The sequence below is a fragment of the Micromonospora sp. NBC_01655 genome (assembly GCF_026339755.1).
Taxonomy (GTDB): domain Bacteria; phylum Actinomycetota; class Actinomycetes; order Mycobacteriales; family Micromonosporaceae; genus Micromonospora.
On record NZ_JAPEQF010000001.1, the window covers coordinates 2,705,898 to 2,723,536 of the forward strand.

General features: G+C 73.9%; 15 protein-coding genes. 8 read left to right on the forward strand and 7 right to left on the reverse strand.

What is annotated here, in order from left to right:
- Positions 1-50: 50 nt before the first annotated feature.
- The 7 genes from OOK41_RS12810 to OOK41_RS12840 all read left to right on the forward strand — a co-directional run bounded on the left by OOK41_RS12810 (position 51) and on the right by OOK41_RS12840 (position 8,213).
- Entirely contained in the window at positions 51-1,382 is a 1,332-nt protein-coding gene (locus OOK41_RS12810) for a cytochrome P450 (RefSeq protein WP_266267803.1), read from the forward strand.
- Positions 1,379-2,293: a terpene synthase gene (locus tag OOK41_RS12815; RefSeq protein ID WP_266264816.1), complete on the forward strand. Its 915-nt coding sequence runs from the start codon at positions 1,379-1,381 to the stop codon at positions 2,291-2,293. The genes OOK41_RS12810 and OOK41_RS12815 overlap by 4 nt, the downstream gene beginning before the upstream one ends.
- Positions 2,290-4,035, forward strand: a complete 1,746-nt coding sequence (locus OOK41_RS12820; RefSeq protein WP_243639841.1) for a prenyltransferase/squalene oxidase repeat-containing protein — start codon at positions 2,290-2,292, stop codon at positions 4,033-4,035. The genes OOK41_RS12815 and OOK41_RS12820 overlap by 4 nt, the downstream gene beginning before the upstream one ends.
- A 98-nt stretch (positions 4,036-4,133) precedes the next feature.
- Entirely contained in the window at positions 4,134-6,719 is a 2,586-nt protein-coding gene (locus tag OOK41_RS12825; protein WP_266264818.1) for a nitrate- and nitrite sensing domain-containing protein, read from the forward strand.
- Between the two features lie 87 nt (positions 6,720-6,806).
- A complete protein-coding gene (locus tag OOK41_RS12830; protein WP_117669690.1) occupies positions 6,807-7,229 on the forward strand; it encodes a roadblock/LC7 domain-containing protein in 423 nt (140 codons plus the stop codon).
- Between the two features lie 5 nt (positions 7,230-7,234).
- Positions 7,235-7,621, forward strand: coding sequence for a DUF742 domain-containing protein (locus tag OOK41_RS12835; protein WP_117669689.1), 387 nt, complete (start codon positions 7,235-7,237; stop codon positions 7,619-7,621).
- Positions 7,602-8,213: an ATP/GTP-binding protein gene (locus OOK41_RS12840; RefSeq protein ID WP_117669688.1), complete on the forward strand. Its 612-nt coding sequence runs from the start codon at positions 7,602-7,604 to the stop codon at positions 8,211-8,213. Before OOK41_RS12835 ends, OOK41_RS12840 begins: the two co-directional genes overlap by 20 nt.
- Before the next feature lie 119 nt (positions 8,214-8,332).
- Here the strand turns inward: OOK41_RS12840 and OOK41_RS12845 are convergent, their stop codons facing one another.
- Positions 8,333-11,185 carry an aconitate hydratase gene (locus OOK41_RS12845; RefSeq protein ID WP_117669687.1) on the reverse strand — a complete coding sequence of 951 codons (2,853 nt, stop codon included), beginning with the start codon at positions 11,183-11,185 and terminating at the stop codon, positions 8,333-8,335.
- 461 nt (positions 11,186-11,646) lie between these two features.
- On the opposite strand from OOK41_RS12845, the gene OOK41_RS12850 reads away from it, so the two are divergent.
- On the forward strand, positions 11,647-12,321 hold the full coding sequence (locus OOK41_RS12850) for a DedA family protein (protein WP_266264821.1): 675 nt from the start codon (positions 11,647-11,649) through the stop codon (positions 12,319-12,321).
- Positions 12,322-12,385: 64 nt separating this feature from the next.
- On the opposite strand, the gene OOK41_RS12855 is transcribed toward OOK41_RS12850, so the two are convergent.
- The 6 genes from OOK41_RS12855 to OOK41_RS12880 form a co-directional block, all read right to left on the reverse strand.
- A complete protein-coding gene (locus OOK41_RS12855; RefSeq protein ID WP_266264823.1) occupies positions 12,386-13,054 on the reverse strand; it encodes a C39 family peptidase in 669 nt (222 codons plus the stop codon).
- Between the two features lie 454 nt (positions 13,055-13,508).
- Complete coding sequence (locus OOK41_RS12860; protein WP_266264825.1) at positions 13,509-14,228, reverse strand: alpha/beta hydrolase; 720 nt, start codon at positions 14,226-14,228, stop codon at positions 13,509-13,511.
- 137 nt (positions 14,229-14,365) lie between these two features.
- Entirely contained in the window at positions 14,366-14,965 is a 600-nt protein-coding gene (locus OOK41_RS12865; RefSeq protein ID WP_266264826.1) for a hypothetical protein, read from the reverse strand.
- Positions 14,962-15,840 carry an ATP-binding cassette domain-containing protein gene (locus tag OOK41_RS12870; RefSeq protein WP_266264828.1) on the reverse strand — a complete coding sequence of 293 codons (879 nt, stop codon included), beginning with the start codon at positions 15,838-15,840 and terminating at the stop codon, positions 14,962-14,964. The genes OOK41_RS12865 and OOK41_RS12870 overlap by 4 nt, the downstream gene beginning before the upstream one ends.
- 6 nt (positions 15,841-15,846) lie before the next feature.
- Positions 15,847-16,857 carry a glycerophosphodiester phosphodiesterase family protein gene (locus OOK41_RS12875; protein WP_266264830.1) on the reverse strand — a complete coding sequence of 337 codons (1,011 nt, stop codon included), beginning with the start codon at positions 16,855-16,857 and terminating at the stop codon, positions 15,847-15,849.
- A gap of 107 nt (positions 16,858-16,964) precedes the next feature.
- Positions 16,965-17,627: a response regulator transcription factor gene (locus OOK41_RS12880; protein WP_266264832.1), complete on the reverse strand. Its 663-nt coding sequence runs from the start codon at positions 17,625-17,627 to the stop codon at positions 16,965-16,967.
- Positions 17,628-17,639: the final 12 nt, after the last annotated feature.

Here is a 17,639-nt window from a genome sequence, read left to right on the forward strand (position 1 = left end):
CAACCCCGCACACCGTCCCGGCCCGCGCCCGGCGAGCGAGATCCGTTCCGCTGTGGCACGTGCTGCCGGGCCTGGCACGAGACCCGGTTCGAGCCCTGCTCGGGTTCGGCGAGCGCGCCGCCGGCGAGGTCGTGCGGCTCAACCTCGGCTCGTTCCGTCCCTACCTGGTGACCGACCCGGCCCACGTGCAGCAGGTGCTGGGCGACCGGGCCGACAACTTCGGCCGCGCCGGCGACGGCCCGTTCTGGGGCCCGCTGCGCCGGCTGTTCGGCGACGGCATCCTCGGCGACGGTCCGGTGTGGTCGGACAGCCGGCGTATCCTCCAACCCCTGTTCACGGCCAGGCGGGTCGAGGCGATGATGGGCGGGATCGCCGACACGGTCGCCGACGCGGTCGCCGAGTTGGACGCCCCGGCCCGGGCCGGCCGCCCGGTGGACATCGGCGCCGAGCAGGCCCGGATCGTCTGCCAGGCGATCATGAAAGCGTTCTTCGCCGACCGCATCTCGGTGCCCGACGCGCTGCGCGTCATCGAGGCCCAGGACGCGATCGCCACCTCGGTCATCCCCCGGGTGCTGGTGCCGTTCGCCCCGTTGGCGCTGCCCATGCCGGGCGACCGGACCTTCCGCGACGCCGTCCGGCGGATCGACGACGTGCTGGTGCCCATCGTCCGGTCGGCGCGGGACACCGCCGCGCACGGCGACGACGTCATCTCCACCCTGTGGCGGGGGACCAGGGACGACGGGCGGCCGATGGACGAGCGGCAGGTGCGCAACGACACCGTCGCGATGGTCGCGGTGACCACCGAGACGACCATCAACGTGCTGACCTGGCTCTGGCCGCACCTGGAACGCTCGCCCGAGGTCGCCGCCCGGCTGCAGGAGGAGATCGACCAGGTGGTCGGCGGCGACCGGGTCGGCCCGGAACACCTGCCGCGGCTGACCTACACCCGGATGGTGCTGGACGAGCTGATCCGGCTCTACCCGGTGGCCTGGCTGGCCCCCCGGCAGGTGGTCCGGCCGGTCTCCCTCGGCGGGGTGGAGCTGGAGGCCGGGGCGACCCTGCTGGTCAGCCCGCTGATCACCCAGCGGCTGGAACGCTACTGGGAGCGACCCGGGGTCTTCGACCCGGACCGGTTCGCCCCGGACCGGGTCCGGGCCCGGCACCGGTACGCGTTCTTCCCCTTCGGCGGCGGGCCGCACCAGTGCCTGGGGATGCACCTGTTCTATCTGGAGGCACAACTGATCGTGGCCAACGTGCTCAGCCGCTACCGGCTGCGGATGCGCGGCTCGCGCCTGCCCGCCCTGCAACTCGCCGCCGCGCTGCGCGCCAAGGACCGCGTGGAACTCGACCTGCGCCCGGCCCACCCGGCGGCTGCCGCGTGAACGTCTCCACCCGCCCCTCGGCGGTGCTGCCCGACCAGCTCTCCGCCGCCGCCGAGCAGGGCCGGATCTGCGCGCTCGCCGCGAAGGGACAGCGGGACCTGCAACGGCACGCCGCCCGCTACCCGGACCTCTTCTCCGGCCGGCCATTCGACGGCGCCCTGTTCAGCAACATCGCCCTGGCCATCGCCTTCGGGGCGCCCTGGTGCACCGCCGAGCAGCTACGGCTGACCAACCGGGCGGTGCTGTGGGGGTTCGCCCTGGACTGGCGGATCGACTACCTGGCGAAGTCCCGGGCGGACGTCGACCGGGTGGTGGCCGGTGCCCTGGCGGTCGCCGACGGCGCCAGCCCGGACACCGACGACCCGCTCGGCCGCCTGCTCGCCGAGCTGCGCGACGAGCTGGCCGGAGTTCCGGCCTTCGCCGAACTCGGCGACGCCTGGCGTGGGGCGGTACACCGGACGGTCACCGCGATGGCCCGCGAGTGGGACTGGAAGACCGCCCGGGAGCGCGACGGCGCGCCGTTGCCCAGCTTCGCCGAGTACCTCGACAACGCCGACAACCTCGCCTGCACCGTGGTCAACGTCGCGCACTGGATCTGGACCGGGGACGCCGAGACGCACCGGCGGCTCGACCGGCTGGTCACGGTCAGCGACGAGGTGCAGCGGGTGCTGCGGCTGGTCAACGACCTGGCCAGCTACGAGCGGGACCTCCAGTGGGGGGATCTGAACGCCCTGCTGCTCGTCGCCGACCGCGCCGAGGTGGACCAGCGCATCGTCGAGCTGGTCGAGCGGTGCAATGAACTGCTCGCCCCGCTGACCGGCGGCTGCCCGTTGCAGGCGGCGTACCTGGCCCGGCAGATCGGCTTCAGCAGCGGCTTCTACCGGTCGACCGACTTCTGGGGGGAACGGTGACGGCCGTCCGGTCGCGGGTCGGCCGCGCCGGCGGGTCCGGCGGCGACGCCCACCGGGCCCCGCGGGCCGCCGGCGACGGCCCGCCCGCCGGCACCGCCCATCCGCCGCGGCGGGACCCGGAGTCCGCGGCCGACGCCCGCGAGCTGGTGGCCGCGATGACCCTCGCCTCCTCGGGGCAGTCCTCCCCGTCGGTCTACGAGACCGCCCGCCTGGTCGGCCTTGCGCCGTGGCTGACCCACCACGTGGAGCGGATCGGGTACCTGCTGGCCGTACAGCGCCCGGACGGGGCGTGGGGCGGCCCGGAAGGCTACGCCCTGGTGCCGACGCTGAGCGCCACCGAGGCGCTGCTCACCGCCCTGCGCCGCGGCGACGCCGCCTGGCTGCGCGAGGCCCGCGCCGCCGAGCGGCTGGCCCGCGCCGTCAACGGCGGCCTGCGAGTCCTGTACGCCCGGCTCACCGACCCGGCCGGCCCCGAGCTGCCCGACCTGCCGGCCACCGACCTGACCGTCCCGGCGCTGGTCGACTCGCTCAACACGCACCTCGACGCGCTGCGTGCCGACCCGCCGCCCGGCCTGACCGCCTGGCGCGACGCCCGCCCGCTGCCGCTGCCGTCGGGGCTGGACGGCGCCCGGCTCGCCCGGGTCCGCGCGCTGCTCACCGCCGGCCGGCCGCTGCCGGAGAAGCTGCTGCACGCCCTGGAGGTCGGCGGCCCGGCGGCCCACCGCGCCGCCGAGGTGGCCCCGGTGGGCCCGGGTACCGTCGGCGCCTCGCCGGCGGCCACCGCGGCCTGGCTCGGCGTGCCCGTCCCCGGGGCCGGCGTGGCCGCGGCGGTGTCGTACCTGGAGGACGTGGCCCGCCAGCAGGGCGGGCCGGTGCCCTGCGCCACCCCGATCACCGTGTTCGAGCGGGCCTGGGCGCTGAGCACGATGAGCCGGGCCGGCATGGCGCTGCCGGTCCCGCCCCGGCTGCTGGCCGGCCTGGTGGCGACGGTCGGTCCCGCCGGCACCCCCACCGCCCCCGGCCTGCCCGCCGACGCCGACACCACCGCGGTGACCCTGTACGCGTTGGCCCGGCTCGGCCACCCGGTCGACCCGGACAGCCTCTGGGGGTACGACACCGGCGAGCACTTCTGCACCTGGCAGGGGGAGGACGGGGCCTCGGTCACCACCAACGCCCACGTGCTCGACGCGTTCGGCTGGCACCTGGGGCACCGGGCGCCGGCCGACGCCCGCCTCGTCGCGGTGGTGCGGCGGCTCACCGACTGGCTCGTCGGCCGGCAGCAACCCGACGGACGGTGGACCGACCGCTGGCACGCCTCGCCGTACTACGCCACGAGCTGCGCGGTGCTCGCCCTGGCCCGCTACGGCCAGGGGACGGCCGTGGTGGGCGCGGTGACCCGGGCGGCCGGGTGGGTGCTGGCGGGGCAGCGCGCCGACGGCTCCTGGGGGCGCTGGGGCGGCACGGTCGAGGAGACCGCGTACGCCGTGCACGCCCTGCACGCCGCCGGGCCGGCCGCGCCGGCCGGCGTCGGGGCGGCGCTCGGGCGCGCGCGGCGCTACCTGACCACCATGGAGGGACGCGACGGGGAGCCCGCGCTCTGGCACGACAAGGACCTCTACCGGCCCGCAGTGATCGTCCGTGCCGCCGTCGTCGCCGCCCGCCATCTCGTCCGCGCCGGGGCCGGTCACGGCGCCGCCGAGGGACCCGCGAACCGGACGGCCCCCTTGATCAGTGCCGCTTGAGTGAACAATCGGACACTGCTAGCGTGCGCCCGTGGCCGACGGTGTACCGGTCACATGGGCTCCGGCACCCCCCTCGAACACCCGGCCAGGACGGTGTGATGCGTTCCCGCAGTACGAATCTCCGTACCAAAGTCGTCGCCCTGTTGGCGTCGCTCGTCGCGCTCTGGGCCTTCGCGGCGTGGGTTACCGTGCGGGACGGGTTCAACCTCCTCGGTGTGCAGACACTCAACGAGTCGGTGTCCGAGCCGAGCGAGACGCTGGTGCTCCAGTTGCAGCGGGAACGCCGGACGTCGCTGGCGTACCTCGGGCGGCCGGACGAGGCGCGGCGGGAGGCGCTGGGCGCGGAGCGGCGGCGCACCGACGAGCTGGCGGCGGCGTTCCGCGAGTCGGCCAGCGGCTGGCGCACCGCCGTGGCCGCCAGCGACACCCTGGAACAGCGGCTCGACGCGGCCTACGGGCAACTGTCCCGGCTGGGGCAGGCCCGCTCCGAGGTGGACGCCCGCAGCGCGGACCGCTCGTCCACCTTCACCACGTACGGCGGCGTGGTGCGGTCCATCTTCGACGTCTACACGGCCCTCGGTCTGCTCGACGACCCGCAGGTCGCCGAGGACACCACCGCGCTGATCGAGCTCAACCGCGCCCGCGAGCTGCTCTCCCAGGAGGACGCCCTGCTCACCGGCGTGCTCGCGGCGGGCCGGGTGACCGAGGCCGAGCGGGCCCAGGTCGCCCAGATCATCGGCGCGCAGCGGTTCGCCGCCGACCTCGCGGTGAGCCGGCTGCCGGCCGCCGACCGCCAGCGTTACGACGCCATGGTCGACGGTGCGGCGTTCGAGAAGCTGCGCGCCCTGGAGGACGGCATCCTCCAGGGCCGGGGCAGCGACCCCCGGCTGGGGTTCGAGGCGGCCGAGTGGGACGGGGCCGTGGCGCCGGCGCTGGCCCGGTGGGGTGAGGTGGTGCTCGAAGGCGGCGACGACGTCGTGGAGCGGGCCACCCCGGTCGCCGTCATGGTGATGATCCGGCTGGTGCTCGCCACCGGCCTGGGCCTGCTCGCCGTCATCGCGTCGGTCATCGTGTCGATCACCACCGCCCGGACGCTGCTGGGGCAGCTCGAACGACTGCGCGAGGCGGCATTCACGCTCGCCAACGACCGGCTGCCCAGCGTGGTGGAGCGGCTGGGACACGGCGAGGAGGTGGACGTCGCCACCGAGGCGCCGCCGCTGGAGTTCGGCGACGACGAGGTCGGGCAGGTGGGCAAGGCGTTCAACGTGGTCCAGGAGACCGCGCTGCGCACCGCCGTCGAGCAGGCCGAGCTGCGTCGCAACGTCCGCGAGGTCTTCCTCAGCCTGGCCCGGCGCACCCAGGCCCTGGTGCACCGCCAGCTCACCCTGCTCGACACGATGGAACGCCGCGAGCACGACGCCGAGGAGTTGGAGGACCTGTTCCGGGTCGACCACCTCGCCACCCGGATGCGGCGCAACGCCGAGAACCTGATCGTGCTCTCCGGCTCCACCCCGGGCCGGGCCTGGCGACGCAACGTGCCGATGGTCGACGTGGTGCGCGGCGCGGTCGCCGAGGTGGAGGACTACACCCGGGTCAACGTGCTGCCGCTGGGGGCGGTGTCGCTGGCCGGCCGGGCTGTCGGCGACATCATCCACCTGCTGGCCGAGCTGATCGAGAACGGCCTGTCGTTCTCGCCCCCGCACACCACCGTCGAGGTGCGCGGCCAGATGGTGGCCAACGGCTTCGCGATCGAGATCGAGGACCGGGGCCTCGGGATGAGCGAGGACGACCTCGCCGCCGCGAACTACCGGATCGTGGACCGGTCCGAGCTGAACCTGGCCAACGCCGCCCGGCTCGGGCTCTACGTGGTCAGCCGGCTCACCGAGCGGCACGGCGTCCGGGTGCAGCTCAAGGAGTCGGCGTACGGCGGCACCACCGCGGTCGTGCTGATCCCGCCGGACCTGGTCGCCGACCCGGGCGGCGACGGCGAGGCCCCGGAGCGCCCCGGCCTGCCGAGGACCTCCGCGCCGGTCGCGGTGGCCCCGCCGGCCGACCAGTCGGCGGCCCGGCCGGCCGCGCCGGTCGCGCTGGCGGAGCTCGTGCCGGCCCCCGTCGCGCCGCCGGCCCCGGAGGCCGACCCGGTCGACGGCGGACCGGCCCTGCCCACCCGCGCGCGCCCGCGCACGGTCCCGGCGTCCCCGGACGCCCCGGCCGGGGAGGGCACCGGGCTGCCGGTACGCCCCCGCCGCCCGGTGGGGCAGTCGGCGCTGGACGCGCCGACCGTGCCGGGCGGGTTCCCGGTGACCACGCCCCGGCCGGTCGCGGACGGGGTCGCCCCGGCCGCCCCGCCGGACCCGGACAGCGCGGCCGCCCCGGACACGTCGGCCGGGCCGGCCCTGGCGGCGTCGCCGGTACCGGTGCAGCGGACCGGCTCCGGCCTGCCCGTGCGGGTCCGGCAGGCCAACATCGTGCCCGAGCTGCGGGAGGACCCGTCCGGGCAGCAGATGGACGACGACGAGGACACGATCCGGCCGCCGGAGCAGGTCCGCCGGATGATGAGCTCCTACCAGACCGGCACCCGCCGTGGCCGCACCGACGCGGCCCGGCTGCTCGGCGGTGCCGGCGAAACCGACGGGACGGAGCCCGCCGACGACACCGACGCCGGTGGGCACGAGGCGACCTGAGGGGTGGCGCGGACGAACCGCGCCCTTGGCGGGACGGCAGGTCCCAGACGACAACGGCGACACCAGCCGGGAAGAAGAGGACGACGAGTGGGCCAGAAGACGGCATCGAGTGCCGACCTGACGTGGTTGCTGGATGATCTGGTCGGCCGGGTGAAGCAGGCCGAACACGCTGTCGCGCTCTCCACAGACGGCCTGCTGATGGCGTCGTCGCGGGAGCTGGGCCGGGACGACGGCGAGCACCTCGCGGCGATGGCGGCCGGGATCCAGAGCCTGGCCCGGGGCGCGGGGAAGCGGTTCGGCGGCGGGCAGGTCCAGCAGACCATCATCGAGATGCAGTCGTCGTTCCTCTTCGTCACAGCCGCGGGCCGCAACGCCTGCCTCGCGGTGCTGGCCTCCGAGGACGCCGACGTCGGGCTCATCGCGTACGAGATGGCCATGCTGGTCACCCGGGTGGGCAAGTACGTGGCCTCCCCGACCCGGCTTCCCGAGCAGCCGGTCGGCGAGAAGTAGCCGCGATGACGGCCCCAGGGGAGTCCACGGAGGAACAGTGGGTCGACGACCATGCCGGCCCGGTGGTCCGCCCGTACGCGGTGACGCGTGGCCGGGCCCGGCCGGTCACCGGCACGTTCGACCTGATCTCCCTGGTGACGGCCACCCGCGCGGAGGCGTCACCGGAGGTCGGGCTGGGCCCCGAGCACCTGGCCATCGTCGCGCTCTGCCAGCGGCTCCAGTCCGTCGCCGAGGTCGCCGCCCACCTGGACCTTCCGGTGGGCACCATCCGGGTCCTGCTCGGCGACCTGGTGGCCCGTGACCTGGTCGAGGTGCGCGAGCCACGGGTCACCGCAGGTCTTCCCGACGACAGCATTTTCGAGGCGGTTATCAATGGACTACGGGCACTCTGAACGGCCGGCGGATGCCGTACCGCTGCCCACCGCGATCAAGATCCTGATCGCGGGCGGTTTCGGCGTCGGCAAGACCACCATGGTCGGCGCGGTCAGCGAGACCCGGCCGCTGCGGACCGAGGAGGTGCTGACCGAGACCGGGGTCGGCATCGACGACCTGTCGGGGGTGGAGGGCAAGACCACCACCACGGTCGCGATGGACTTCGGCCGGATCACCATCAGCGACGACCTGGTGCTCTACCTGTTCGGCACGCCCGGGCAGGACCGCTTCTGGTTCGTCTGGGACGAACTGGCGCTCGGCGCGCTCGGCGCGGTGGTGCTCGCCGACACCCGCCGGCTGGCCGACTGCTTCCCCTCGATCGACTACTTCGAGGGGCGGGGCACCCCGTTCGTGGTGGCGGTGAACTGCTTCGAGGGGGCCCGCCAGTACCGGCTGGACGAGGTGCAGGCGGCGCTCAACCTCGACCCGGGGGTGCCGGTGCTGCTCTGCGACGCCCGGCAGCGGGAGTCGAGCAAGGAGGTGCTCATCACGCTGATGGAGCACGCCATGAAGACCCGCGAGTCCCGCCGCCGGGCGGCGTCGGCCGAGTAGCCCGGCGGCTACGCCGACAGCGGCCCCCGGCCGGGCGGTGCAGCCGGTCCCGGCCACCTCTGACCGGACGACGAGGCCCCCTGCCGGGCACGGCAGGGGGCCTCGTCATGGCTGGCGCGTCAGCCGGCGATCATGCGGCGCAGGACGTACTGCAGGATGCCGCCGTGCCGGTAGTAGTCCGCCTCACCGGGCGTGTCGATCCGGACCACGGCGTCGAACTCGACGCCGGTGTCGGTGGTGACCTTCACGGTGCGCGGGGTCTCGCCGTCGTTCAGCGCGGTCACGCCGGTGATCGAGAAGGTCTCGGTTCCGGTGAGGCCCAGCGACTCGGCGGTGGCGTCGACCGGGAACTGCAACGGCAGGACGCCCATGCCGATCAGGTTCGAGCGGTGGATCCGCTCGTACGACTCGGCGATGACCGCCCGGACGCCGAGCAGCATGGTGCCCTTGGCCGCCCAGTCCCGCGACGAGCCGGAGCCGTACTCCTTGCCGGCCAGGATGACCAGCGGCACGCCCGCCTCCTGGTAGGCGGTGGAGGCGTCGTAGATCGAGGTCTGCTCGCCGGTCAGGTGGTTCACCGTGAAGCCGCCCTCCACGCCCGGGACGAGCTGGTTGCGCAGCCGGATGTTGGCGAACGTGCCCCGGATCATCACCTCGTGGTTGCCCCGGCGCGAGCCGTACGAGTTGAACTCGTGGCGCGGCACGCCGTGCTCGGCGAGGTACGTACCGGCGGGGGAGTCGGCCTTGATCGAGCCGGCCGGGGAGATGTGGTCGGTGGTCACCGAGTCGCCCAGCTTGGCCAGCACGCGTGCGCCGGCGATGTCGACGACCGCCTTCGGCTCCCGCTCCATGCCCTCGAAGTACGGGGGCTTGCGCACGTAGGTGCTCTCGCCCTCCCAGGCGAAGGTGTCACCGGTCGGGGTCGGCAGCGACTGCCACCGCTCGTCGCCGGAGAACACGTCCGCGTACGCCGCGCTGAACCCGGTCGCGCCGATCGCCTGGGCGATGACGTCCTGGATCTCGGCGCTGTTCGGCCAGATGTCGCGCAGGAAGACCGGCGCGCCCGCGCTGTCCTCGCCGATCGGCTCGTTGGCCAGGTCGATGTCCATCGTGCCGGCGAGCGCGTACGCCACCACCAGCGGCGGGGACGCCAGGTAGTTCATCTTGACGTCCGGGTTGATCCGGCCCTCGAAGTTCCGGTTGCCGGACAGCACCGAGACGACGGCGAGGTCGCCCTCGTTGACCGCGGCGGAGACCTCCTCCGGCAGCGGGCCGGAGTTGCCGATGCAGGTGGTGCAGCCGTAGCCGACCAGGTTGAAGCCGAGCTTCTCCAGGTACGGGGTGAGGCCGGCGCGGTCGTAGTAGTCCATGACGACCTTGGAGCCCGGCGCGAGGGTGGTCTTCACCCACGGCTTGCGGGACAGGCCCTTGTCGACCGCGTTGCGGGCCAGCAGCGCCGCCCCGATCATCACCTGCGGGTTCGAGGTGTTGGTGCAGGAGGTGATCGCCGCGATCACCACCGCGCCGTGGTCCAGCTCGTACTCGACACCGTCGGCGCTGGTCACCCGGACCGGGTTGCTGGCCCGGCCGCCGGAGCCAACGGCCGCGGTCTCCAGGTCGCGCGGCTCGTCGGCCGGGTCACTGAAGTCGTTGGCCGGCGGGTCGCTCGCGGGGAACGACTCGGCGCTGGCCTCGTCGGCCGGGCCGTTGGCGCCCCGGGGGAGCTGTTCGCGGGCGACGCCCGGCTTGAGGTCCCGCTCGCCGGCGGAGCCGTCGGCCACGTAGTCGGTCAGCGCGGAGCGGAACAGGGTCTTGGCGCTGCCCAGCGGCACCCGGTCCTGCGGGCGCTTCGGGCCGGCCAGGGACGGCTCGATGGTGCCCAGGTCGAGCTCCAGCCGCTCGGAGTACTCCGGCTCGGCGGCCGGGTCGTGCCAGAGGCCCTGCTCCTTGGCGTACGCCTCGACGAGCGCGACCTGCTGCGGGTCCCGGCCGGTCAGCTCCAGGTAGCGGACGGTCTCGGCGTCGATCGGGAAGATCGCGACGGTGGAGCCGTACTCCGGGGACATGTTGCCGATGGTGGCCCGGTTGGCCAGCGGCACGGCGCTCACGCCGGGGCCGTAGAACTCGACGAACTTGCCGACCACGCCGTGCTTGCGCAGCATCTCGGTGATGGTGAGCACCAGGTCGGTGGCGGTGGTGCCGGCCGGCATCTCACCGGAGAGCTTGAAGCCGACGACCCGGGGGATCAGCATGCTGACCGGCTGGCCGAGCATGGCGGCCTCGGCCTCGATGCCGCCGACGCCCCAGCCCAGCACGCCCAGGCCGTTGACCATCGTGGTGTGCGAGTCGGTGCCGACCACGGTGTCCGGGTACGCCTGGCCGTTGCGCTCCATGATCGTGCGGGCCAGGTACTCGATGTTGACCTGGTGCACGATGCCGGTGCCCGGCGGGACGACCTTGAACTCGTTGAACGCGGTCTGGCCCCAGCGCAGGAACTGGTAGCGCTCCTTGTTGCGCTCGTACTCCAGCTCGACGTTGCGCTCGAAGGCGTCCTCACGGCCGAACAGGTCGGCGATGACCGAGTGGTCGATGACCAGCTCGGCCGGGGCGAGCGGGTTGACCTTGGTGGCGTCGCCGCCGAGGTCGCGGACCGCCTCGCGCATGGTGGCCAGGTCGACCACGCAGGGCACGCCGGTGAAGTCCTGCATGAGCACCCGCGCCGGGGTGAACTGGATCTCCACGCTCGGGTCGGCCGACGCGTCCCAGCCGCCGAGCTGGCGGATGTGGTCGGCGGTGATGTTCGCGCCGTCCTCGGTCCGCAGCAGGTTCTCCAGCAGGATCTTCAGGCTGTAGGGGAGCCGCTCCTGCCCCTCCACCTTACTGATCTTGAAAATCTCGTAGCTCGCGTCTCCGACGCGTAGCTGGGTCTTCGCACCGAAGGTGTCGAGGCTCGCCACGTCGTACTCCTTCACACCAGCGACCGTGAGTAGTCCTGAGCAGTCTGTCGCACCGGCCGGGAGCACGCCCCGGTTAGGTGACACTTACCGTGATAACCGCTTCCTACAAAACCGTACGTCCGTCTTGCTATCGGCGCAACCTCGTGCCAGGCTCCGGGACGAGGAGATGCCCCATGATCCATCACGTCCGGCTCGCCCGACCACCCGGCTCCGAGGCCGCGTCCCGGGCGTTCCACGGCGGGCTGCCGGCCTGGCCGAAAAGCCGGGCCGCTGGTCCCCCACCGCCCGCGACGGTCGCTGGCTGACCGGGTCCGGCGCCGAGCCGCACCTCGGCGGTCACCGCCGACCTCCGTCCCGCCCGCACGGCCCACGTCACCCCGGTCCGACCGGTGCCAGAGGGTGGTATCGGCAGCGAGGGTCCGCGGCGCCCCGGCGGCGCGGGTAGGGTTCGAGGCCGGACCTGAAGGGGATTGGCCGTGATCGACGTACAGCACTGGCTGTCCGCGCTGCCACCGGTCGCGGTGTACCTGATCGTCGCCGGGGTGATCGGCGTGGAGAGCATGGGCGTTCCGCTGCCCGGCGAGATCGTCCTGGTCAGCTCCGCCCTGCTCGCCGCCGCCGGGGTGGTGGAGCCGCAGTGGGTGGCCACCGCCGCGGCGTTCGGCGCCATCGTCGGCGACTCGATCGGGTACGCGGTGGGCCGCCGGGGCGGTCGGCCGCTGCTGGCCAGGCTGGGCCGGCGCTTCCCGAAACACCTCGGTCCCGCACACCTCGCCCGCGCCGAGCAGAGCTTCGCCCGGCACGGGGTGTGGGCGGTCTTCTTCGGCCGGTTCGTGGCGTTGCTGCGGATCCTCGCCGGTCCCCTCGCCGGGGCGCTGCACGTGCCGTACCGGCGGTTCCTGCTGGCCAACGCGGCTGGCGGTCTGGTCTGGGCCTTCGGCACCACGTACCTGCTGTACTCCGTCGGCCGGGCGGCCGAGCACTGGCTCAAGGACATCTCCTGGGCCGGGCTGGTCCTCGCGGTGCTCGCCGGCCTGGGCAGCACCTGGTGGCTGCGCCGCCGGGCCCGCCGGCTGGAGCCGGTGAGCGCGGGTGACGGGCCGGACGCGACCGGCGCGTCCGAGCCGGTCGGCGCGGGCACCGAGCGCTGACCCGCCCCTGCCGAGCAGACGAAAGGGCCGGCCCCGGTGGGGGCCGGCCCTTTGTCGTGTGGGGTCAGGAGGTGGCGTAGCCGCGGGTGGCGATCCAGTCGGCGAGGTTGTCGATGGTGATCTGGTAGCTGGCCTGGTCGGGGTTGGCGGAGTCGGCGATGGTGACGATCCTGCCGTTGTCGTGGTAGCCGACGACGCTGATGTAGTGGCCGCCCTCGAAGGAGTGGGTGGTGCCGGTGGTGTCGCTGGTGGTGCCGGCGATGTTCGCCACGACGGCGCGGCCCTGGTCGACGGTGCGCACGACGTCGGCGCGCAGGGTGTCGGTCTGCTTGGTGTCGGCCTTGCCGGTGGGCAGTTCGACGCTGCGGTAGGCGTCGTTCCTGCCGGTCTCCTTGTTCAGGACGGGAGTGATGTCGTTGATGGAGTCGGTGCCGTTCTCGGTGGTGGTGCCCATCTCCCTGGCCATGGCATCGACGCTGATGGCCTTGCCCTGCACCGACAGGGCGTTACGGGCGGCGGCGGGACCGCAGTAGTAGAAGTTGGGCTGCGCCTCGTAACGCACGTCGAGCTGCCGGTCGCCAGCGGGCTTACGGTCACCGTGCACGGCCGTGGTCTTGACCGCGGCGGTGGCGGGGGCGGCGTGGGCGGCGATGGCGGGGGCAGCGATACCGGTGGCGGTGGCAGCGATACCAGCGGCGGTCAGGGCGGTCTTACGGATCAGATCGGTACGCATGATGGCGTGCTCCTCTGCTCAGGGGGATATGCGACGCCCAGGGGGTAGCGGCTGCCGCGAGAAAGCTCGGATCGGGGGGATCGGCCCGGCGGCCGGGGGGCCTGCTCGGGCGTCCGGGGGGATGTAACGATCCCGACCGGCCCCGCATTCCACGACGATTCCACGGCGGGGACGGCGGGGGCCGGGGCCCTGTCCCGGGCCGGGGTGCGCCCGGGTGAACCATGTACAACGCCCCCGCCCCGGCCCGGATTCCACCACCAGCGTGACCCCACCCACAGGGCCGTCCAGCCCAAACCACCCATCGAATCCCAAACCGGACAGCACCCGGCGCCCCAGCCGCGTTGATCAAGAGGTTTACGTCAGGATTCGCCGTCCCGCAGACACAAACCTCTTGATCAACGGGGCCGGATCAACGCGGCTTGATCAATGGGGCTGGGTGGGGATGGGTGAGGGGTCAGGGGGTCAGTAGCCGTAGCACGGCGTCCCGGGCCGTACGTACCGCGTCGCGGGACTCGTCCGTGTGGTCCAGCACGTCGAAGCCGTGCCGACCGTTCGGGACGTCGATGATCTGCACCGGTCGCCCGAGATCCGCTGCCTTCGCGACGAACGCGTCGATCCCGACCTGGACCATCGGCATGTCCAGCCCCGCCCGGGTCAGCACGATTGGCAGGTCGCCGGTGGAGTCGAGGGCGTCGACCGGGTGGAACCGGCCGTCGATCGGCCACTCCTGCGGCGGCGTGAGCAGCGGATACGTGCAGACCAGGCCACACAGCCAGGGCGGAGTCGCCCGCAGCCAGTCGGCCGACAGCAGCCCGCCGCCGGAGAAGAACCAGAGCACCAGCCGGTCGGCGTCCACCCGGGGGTCGGCGCGGACCTGCTCGACCGCCGCCGCGATCTGGTCCGCCGCGACCGGGACGTCCGCCAGGTCGTCGACGCGGTAGCTGACGACGGCGGCGACCAGTCCCTGTTCGGCCAGCAGTGCCCCGTAGCCGCAGTAGAGCAGCCAGTCGCGGGGATCGCCAGAGCCGGGCGGGAGCGGGGCGCCGTGCACCAGCACGACGGCGGGGCGGGGGGTGTCGGCAGCCGGCAGGTGCAGGTCCACCCGGCCGTGTCGCTCCACGGGCGCGAGCGGCGGCGACAGGACGAACGGCCTCTGTTCGATCGGTGCGGCCATGCCGGGATGTTAGCCCGCAGGGTGCAGCTCGGCTGCCCCGCCGGAAGCCCCACGCGCTCGTCGGCGACGCGGCCGGGGTCCGGCCACCGCGGCGACGGCCCGACCGCGAGCTTCGGGCCGAGCGTCCCGGGCCCTGGTCATTCGCCGGTCACGTCCCGGCCCGCCGTGAGCCCGGCGACGACGAGCGCCAGCGCCGTCCACCCGGCGAGAACCAGCAGGCCGGCGCGTTCCCCGGCGGTGCCGTCCAGGAACGCGGAGAACGGCAGCGGCGCGCGCAGCCTGCCCACCAGCCCCTCGACGAACACCAGCCAGCCCGCCCAACCGAGGAACAGCCAGGTCGGGCGCCGGACGACCGTGGCGTTCGCGACGCCGAAGGCCGCCATCACCGGCACCGCGACGAGCGTCGCGAGGTACGTGTCGGCCGCGCCGGCCACGACCACGACGCCGCTGAGCGCCGCGACGGTCAACGCGGTGAGCGCGTACGCCAGCGCCTGGCCGGCCAGTGCCCGCAGCCGGTGCGGCTGGCCCAGGTACAGCAGGACGACGGTACGGTGCTGGAAGTGCTGCGACGTGCCGACGACGCTCAGCGCGAACGTGGACAGGCCGACGAGCAGCGCCCAGGACGCCTCGTCGAACGCCCCGAGGAACAGCCCGAGGCCGGTGAGGACGAGCACCGAGACCCGGCCCGACCGGATCGTCGCGAGCCGGTGCAGCTCGCCGCGCAGGACGGCCGTCACGCCGCACCCACCAGGTCCAGGAACACCTGCTCGACGTCCCGGGTGAGCGGCGTGAGCTCGTGCAGCGGCACCCCCGCCTGGAACGCCAGCTCGCCCAGCCGCTCGGCGGGCAGGCCCACCACCTCCAGCGCCTCGTCGCCGCCCGTGACCGTCGCTCCGGCGGACCGGAAGACGTGCCACAGCCGCTGCGGGTCCCGGCCGCGTACCCGGACGCGGGGCGCGGCGGCCCGGGTGAAGCGTTCCAGCGGCGCCTGCCGCAGCACGCGGCCCCGCGCGATCACCACCACGTCGTCGACGAGCTGCGCGACCTCGGCCAGCAGGTGGCTGGAGACCAGCACGGTGCCGCCGGCCCGGGCGTGGGCCCGCAGCAGCCCGCGCAGCCAGGCGACGCCGGCCGGGTCAAGGCCGTTGGCGGGCTCGTCGAGCACCAGCACCGGCGGCTCGCCGAGCAGGGCGGTCGCGATGCAGAGCCGCTGTCGCATGCCGAGGGAGTAGCCGCCGGTGCGTTGGTCGGCGGCCTCGGCCAGGCCCACCTGGTCGAGCAGCAGGTCCACCCGGCCCCGGCCGGCGCCGGCGAGGATCGCCTGGGTACGCAGGTGCGCCCGCCCGGTCTGGCCGGGGTGGCACGCGTCCTGCTCGACCACCGCGCCGACCTGGCGCAGCGGGCGGGTCAGTTCCCGGTACGGCCGGCCGCTGACCAGTGCCAGCCCGGACGTGGGCCGGACCAGTCCGAGCAGCATGCGCAGGGTGGTCGTCTTGCCCGAGCCGTTGAGCCCGAGGAAACCGGTGACCCGGCCGGGCTCGGCGGTGAACGTCACCCGGTCCACGACCGGGCGCCCGCCGTAGGTCCGGCTGAGCTGGCGTGCCTCGATCATCTGCGGTCACCCGTCCAGCAGGGGCGCGACCACGTCGATCCGGTTGGTCCAGACCCCGCCCGTCCAGCCCGCGGGCAGCGCGTCGACGTCGGCCGGGTCGTCGAAGCCCTCCGAGAACTCGCCCGAGCCGTTGACCAGGATCACCCGGGTGTCCGCCTCCCGCATCCGGGCGACGAACCGGTTCGGCCACCCCCACAGCAGCCGTCCGTAACGCTCCGGCAGGTGTAGCTGCCGGTGGCGGCAGGCGTCCGGGACGTGGCCGGTCCAGCCGCCCGCGAGGTACGGCACGAGGCAGTCCTGCATGATCTTCTTCGAGGTGACCCGGACGTCGGGCAGCCGGTCGGCGAACGCGGCCACCGCCCGATCGCCGCCGTACACGGTCAGCGTCCGGCGCTGCTCGGCCGGCAGCGTCGCCAGGTAGCCCGCCAGCGCCTCACCCTCGGCGGGCTGGTCGCCCTTGACGTGGAGCAGCAGTTCCCGGCCGGGGAACGCGGTCACCACCTCGTCGACGGTCGGCAGCAGGCCGATCCCCCTGCCCCGGAACGGGAAGGTCGCTCCGCCGTCGCTGGTGTAGCCGTACCCGAGGTCGAGCCTGCGCAGCTCGTCGAGGGTGTGGTCGCGGACGGCCCCGGTGCCGTCGGTCCGGCACTGCAACGTCGCGTCGTGGAAGACGGCCAGCCGGCCGTCCCGGGTGGCCTGCACGTCGAACTCCACCAGGTCGGCGCCCGCGGCGAAGGCCGCCCGCATCGAGGCGAGGGTGTTCTCCAGGTACGGGTGCTCCGGCCGGTGGATGCGCTCGGCGGTGCAGGTGTCGTTGGTGACGCCGGCCAGGTCGAAGGTCTGGGCCAGCCCGCGGTGGGCCATCAGGAACGGCCGGCCGTCCGGCACGTCGGCCAGCGCGGAGCTGTTGCCGAGGTACAGGCCGGCGGTGGCGAGCAGCACGACGGCGAGCGCGGCGCCGGCCAGCCGGCGTCGACGCCGGCGGCCCTTCGGCGGGTCCATCCCGTGTTCGGTCACCGGGGCAGCCTGCCAGCGTCGCGCGGGTGGCCGGAAGTGGCGAAGGACGTAGCCGCTGTCGGTCTTTGGTACCGCGCCGCTCAACCGGCGGCCACCGCCGGTGCCGTTCAACGCTGCTCCGTCAGCTCCCGGACGAGCAGCGCGGCCTGGGTGCGGCTGGTGACCTCCAGCTTGGCCAGCAGGTTGCTGACGTGGGTCTTGACCGTGCGTTCGGCCAGCGTGAGCGCCCGGGCGATGTCCTGGTTCGCCATCCCGCGGCCGATGAGGGTGAGCACCTCCCGTTCCCGGGGGGTGAGCGTGGCCAGCCGGGCGTTGCCGTCCGGCCGGTGGCCGGCCCGTGGCGGCCGGGCCGCCGGCCACAGCGCCTGCGCCGCCGACGCGCTGAGCGCCGTGACCCCGGCGTGCGCGCCGCGCACCGCGGCGGCGAGTTCCTCTCCGGTGGCGTCCTTGAGCACGAACCCGTCCGCGCCGGCCGCCAACGCCCGGTGAATTTCCTCCGCGCGCCCGACCGTGGTGAGCATCAGCACCCGGACGCCGGGCTCCGGATGCCGGTCGCGTAGCTGCCGTAGGATCCGGACGCCGTCGCAGCCGGGCAGGTACAGGTCGAGCAGGACCACGTCCGCGGCGTCGGGACACCGGGCGAGCAGGTCGAGCAGCGCCCCGCCGTCCGGCAGTTCGGCCACGACCTCGATGTCCGGCTGCGTGCCGAGGATCAGGCCCATGCCCTCCCGCACCAGTGCCTGATCGTCGACGATGACGAGCCGGATCATCGGCCCATGATA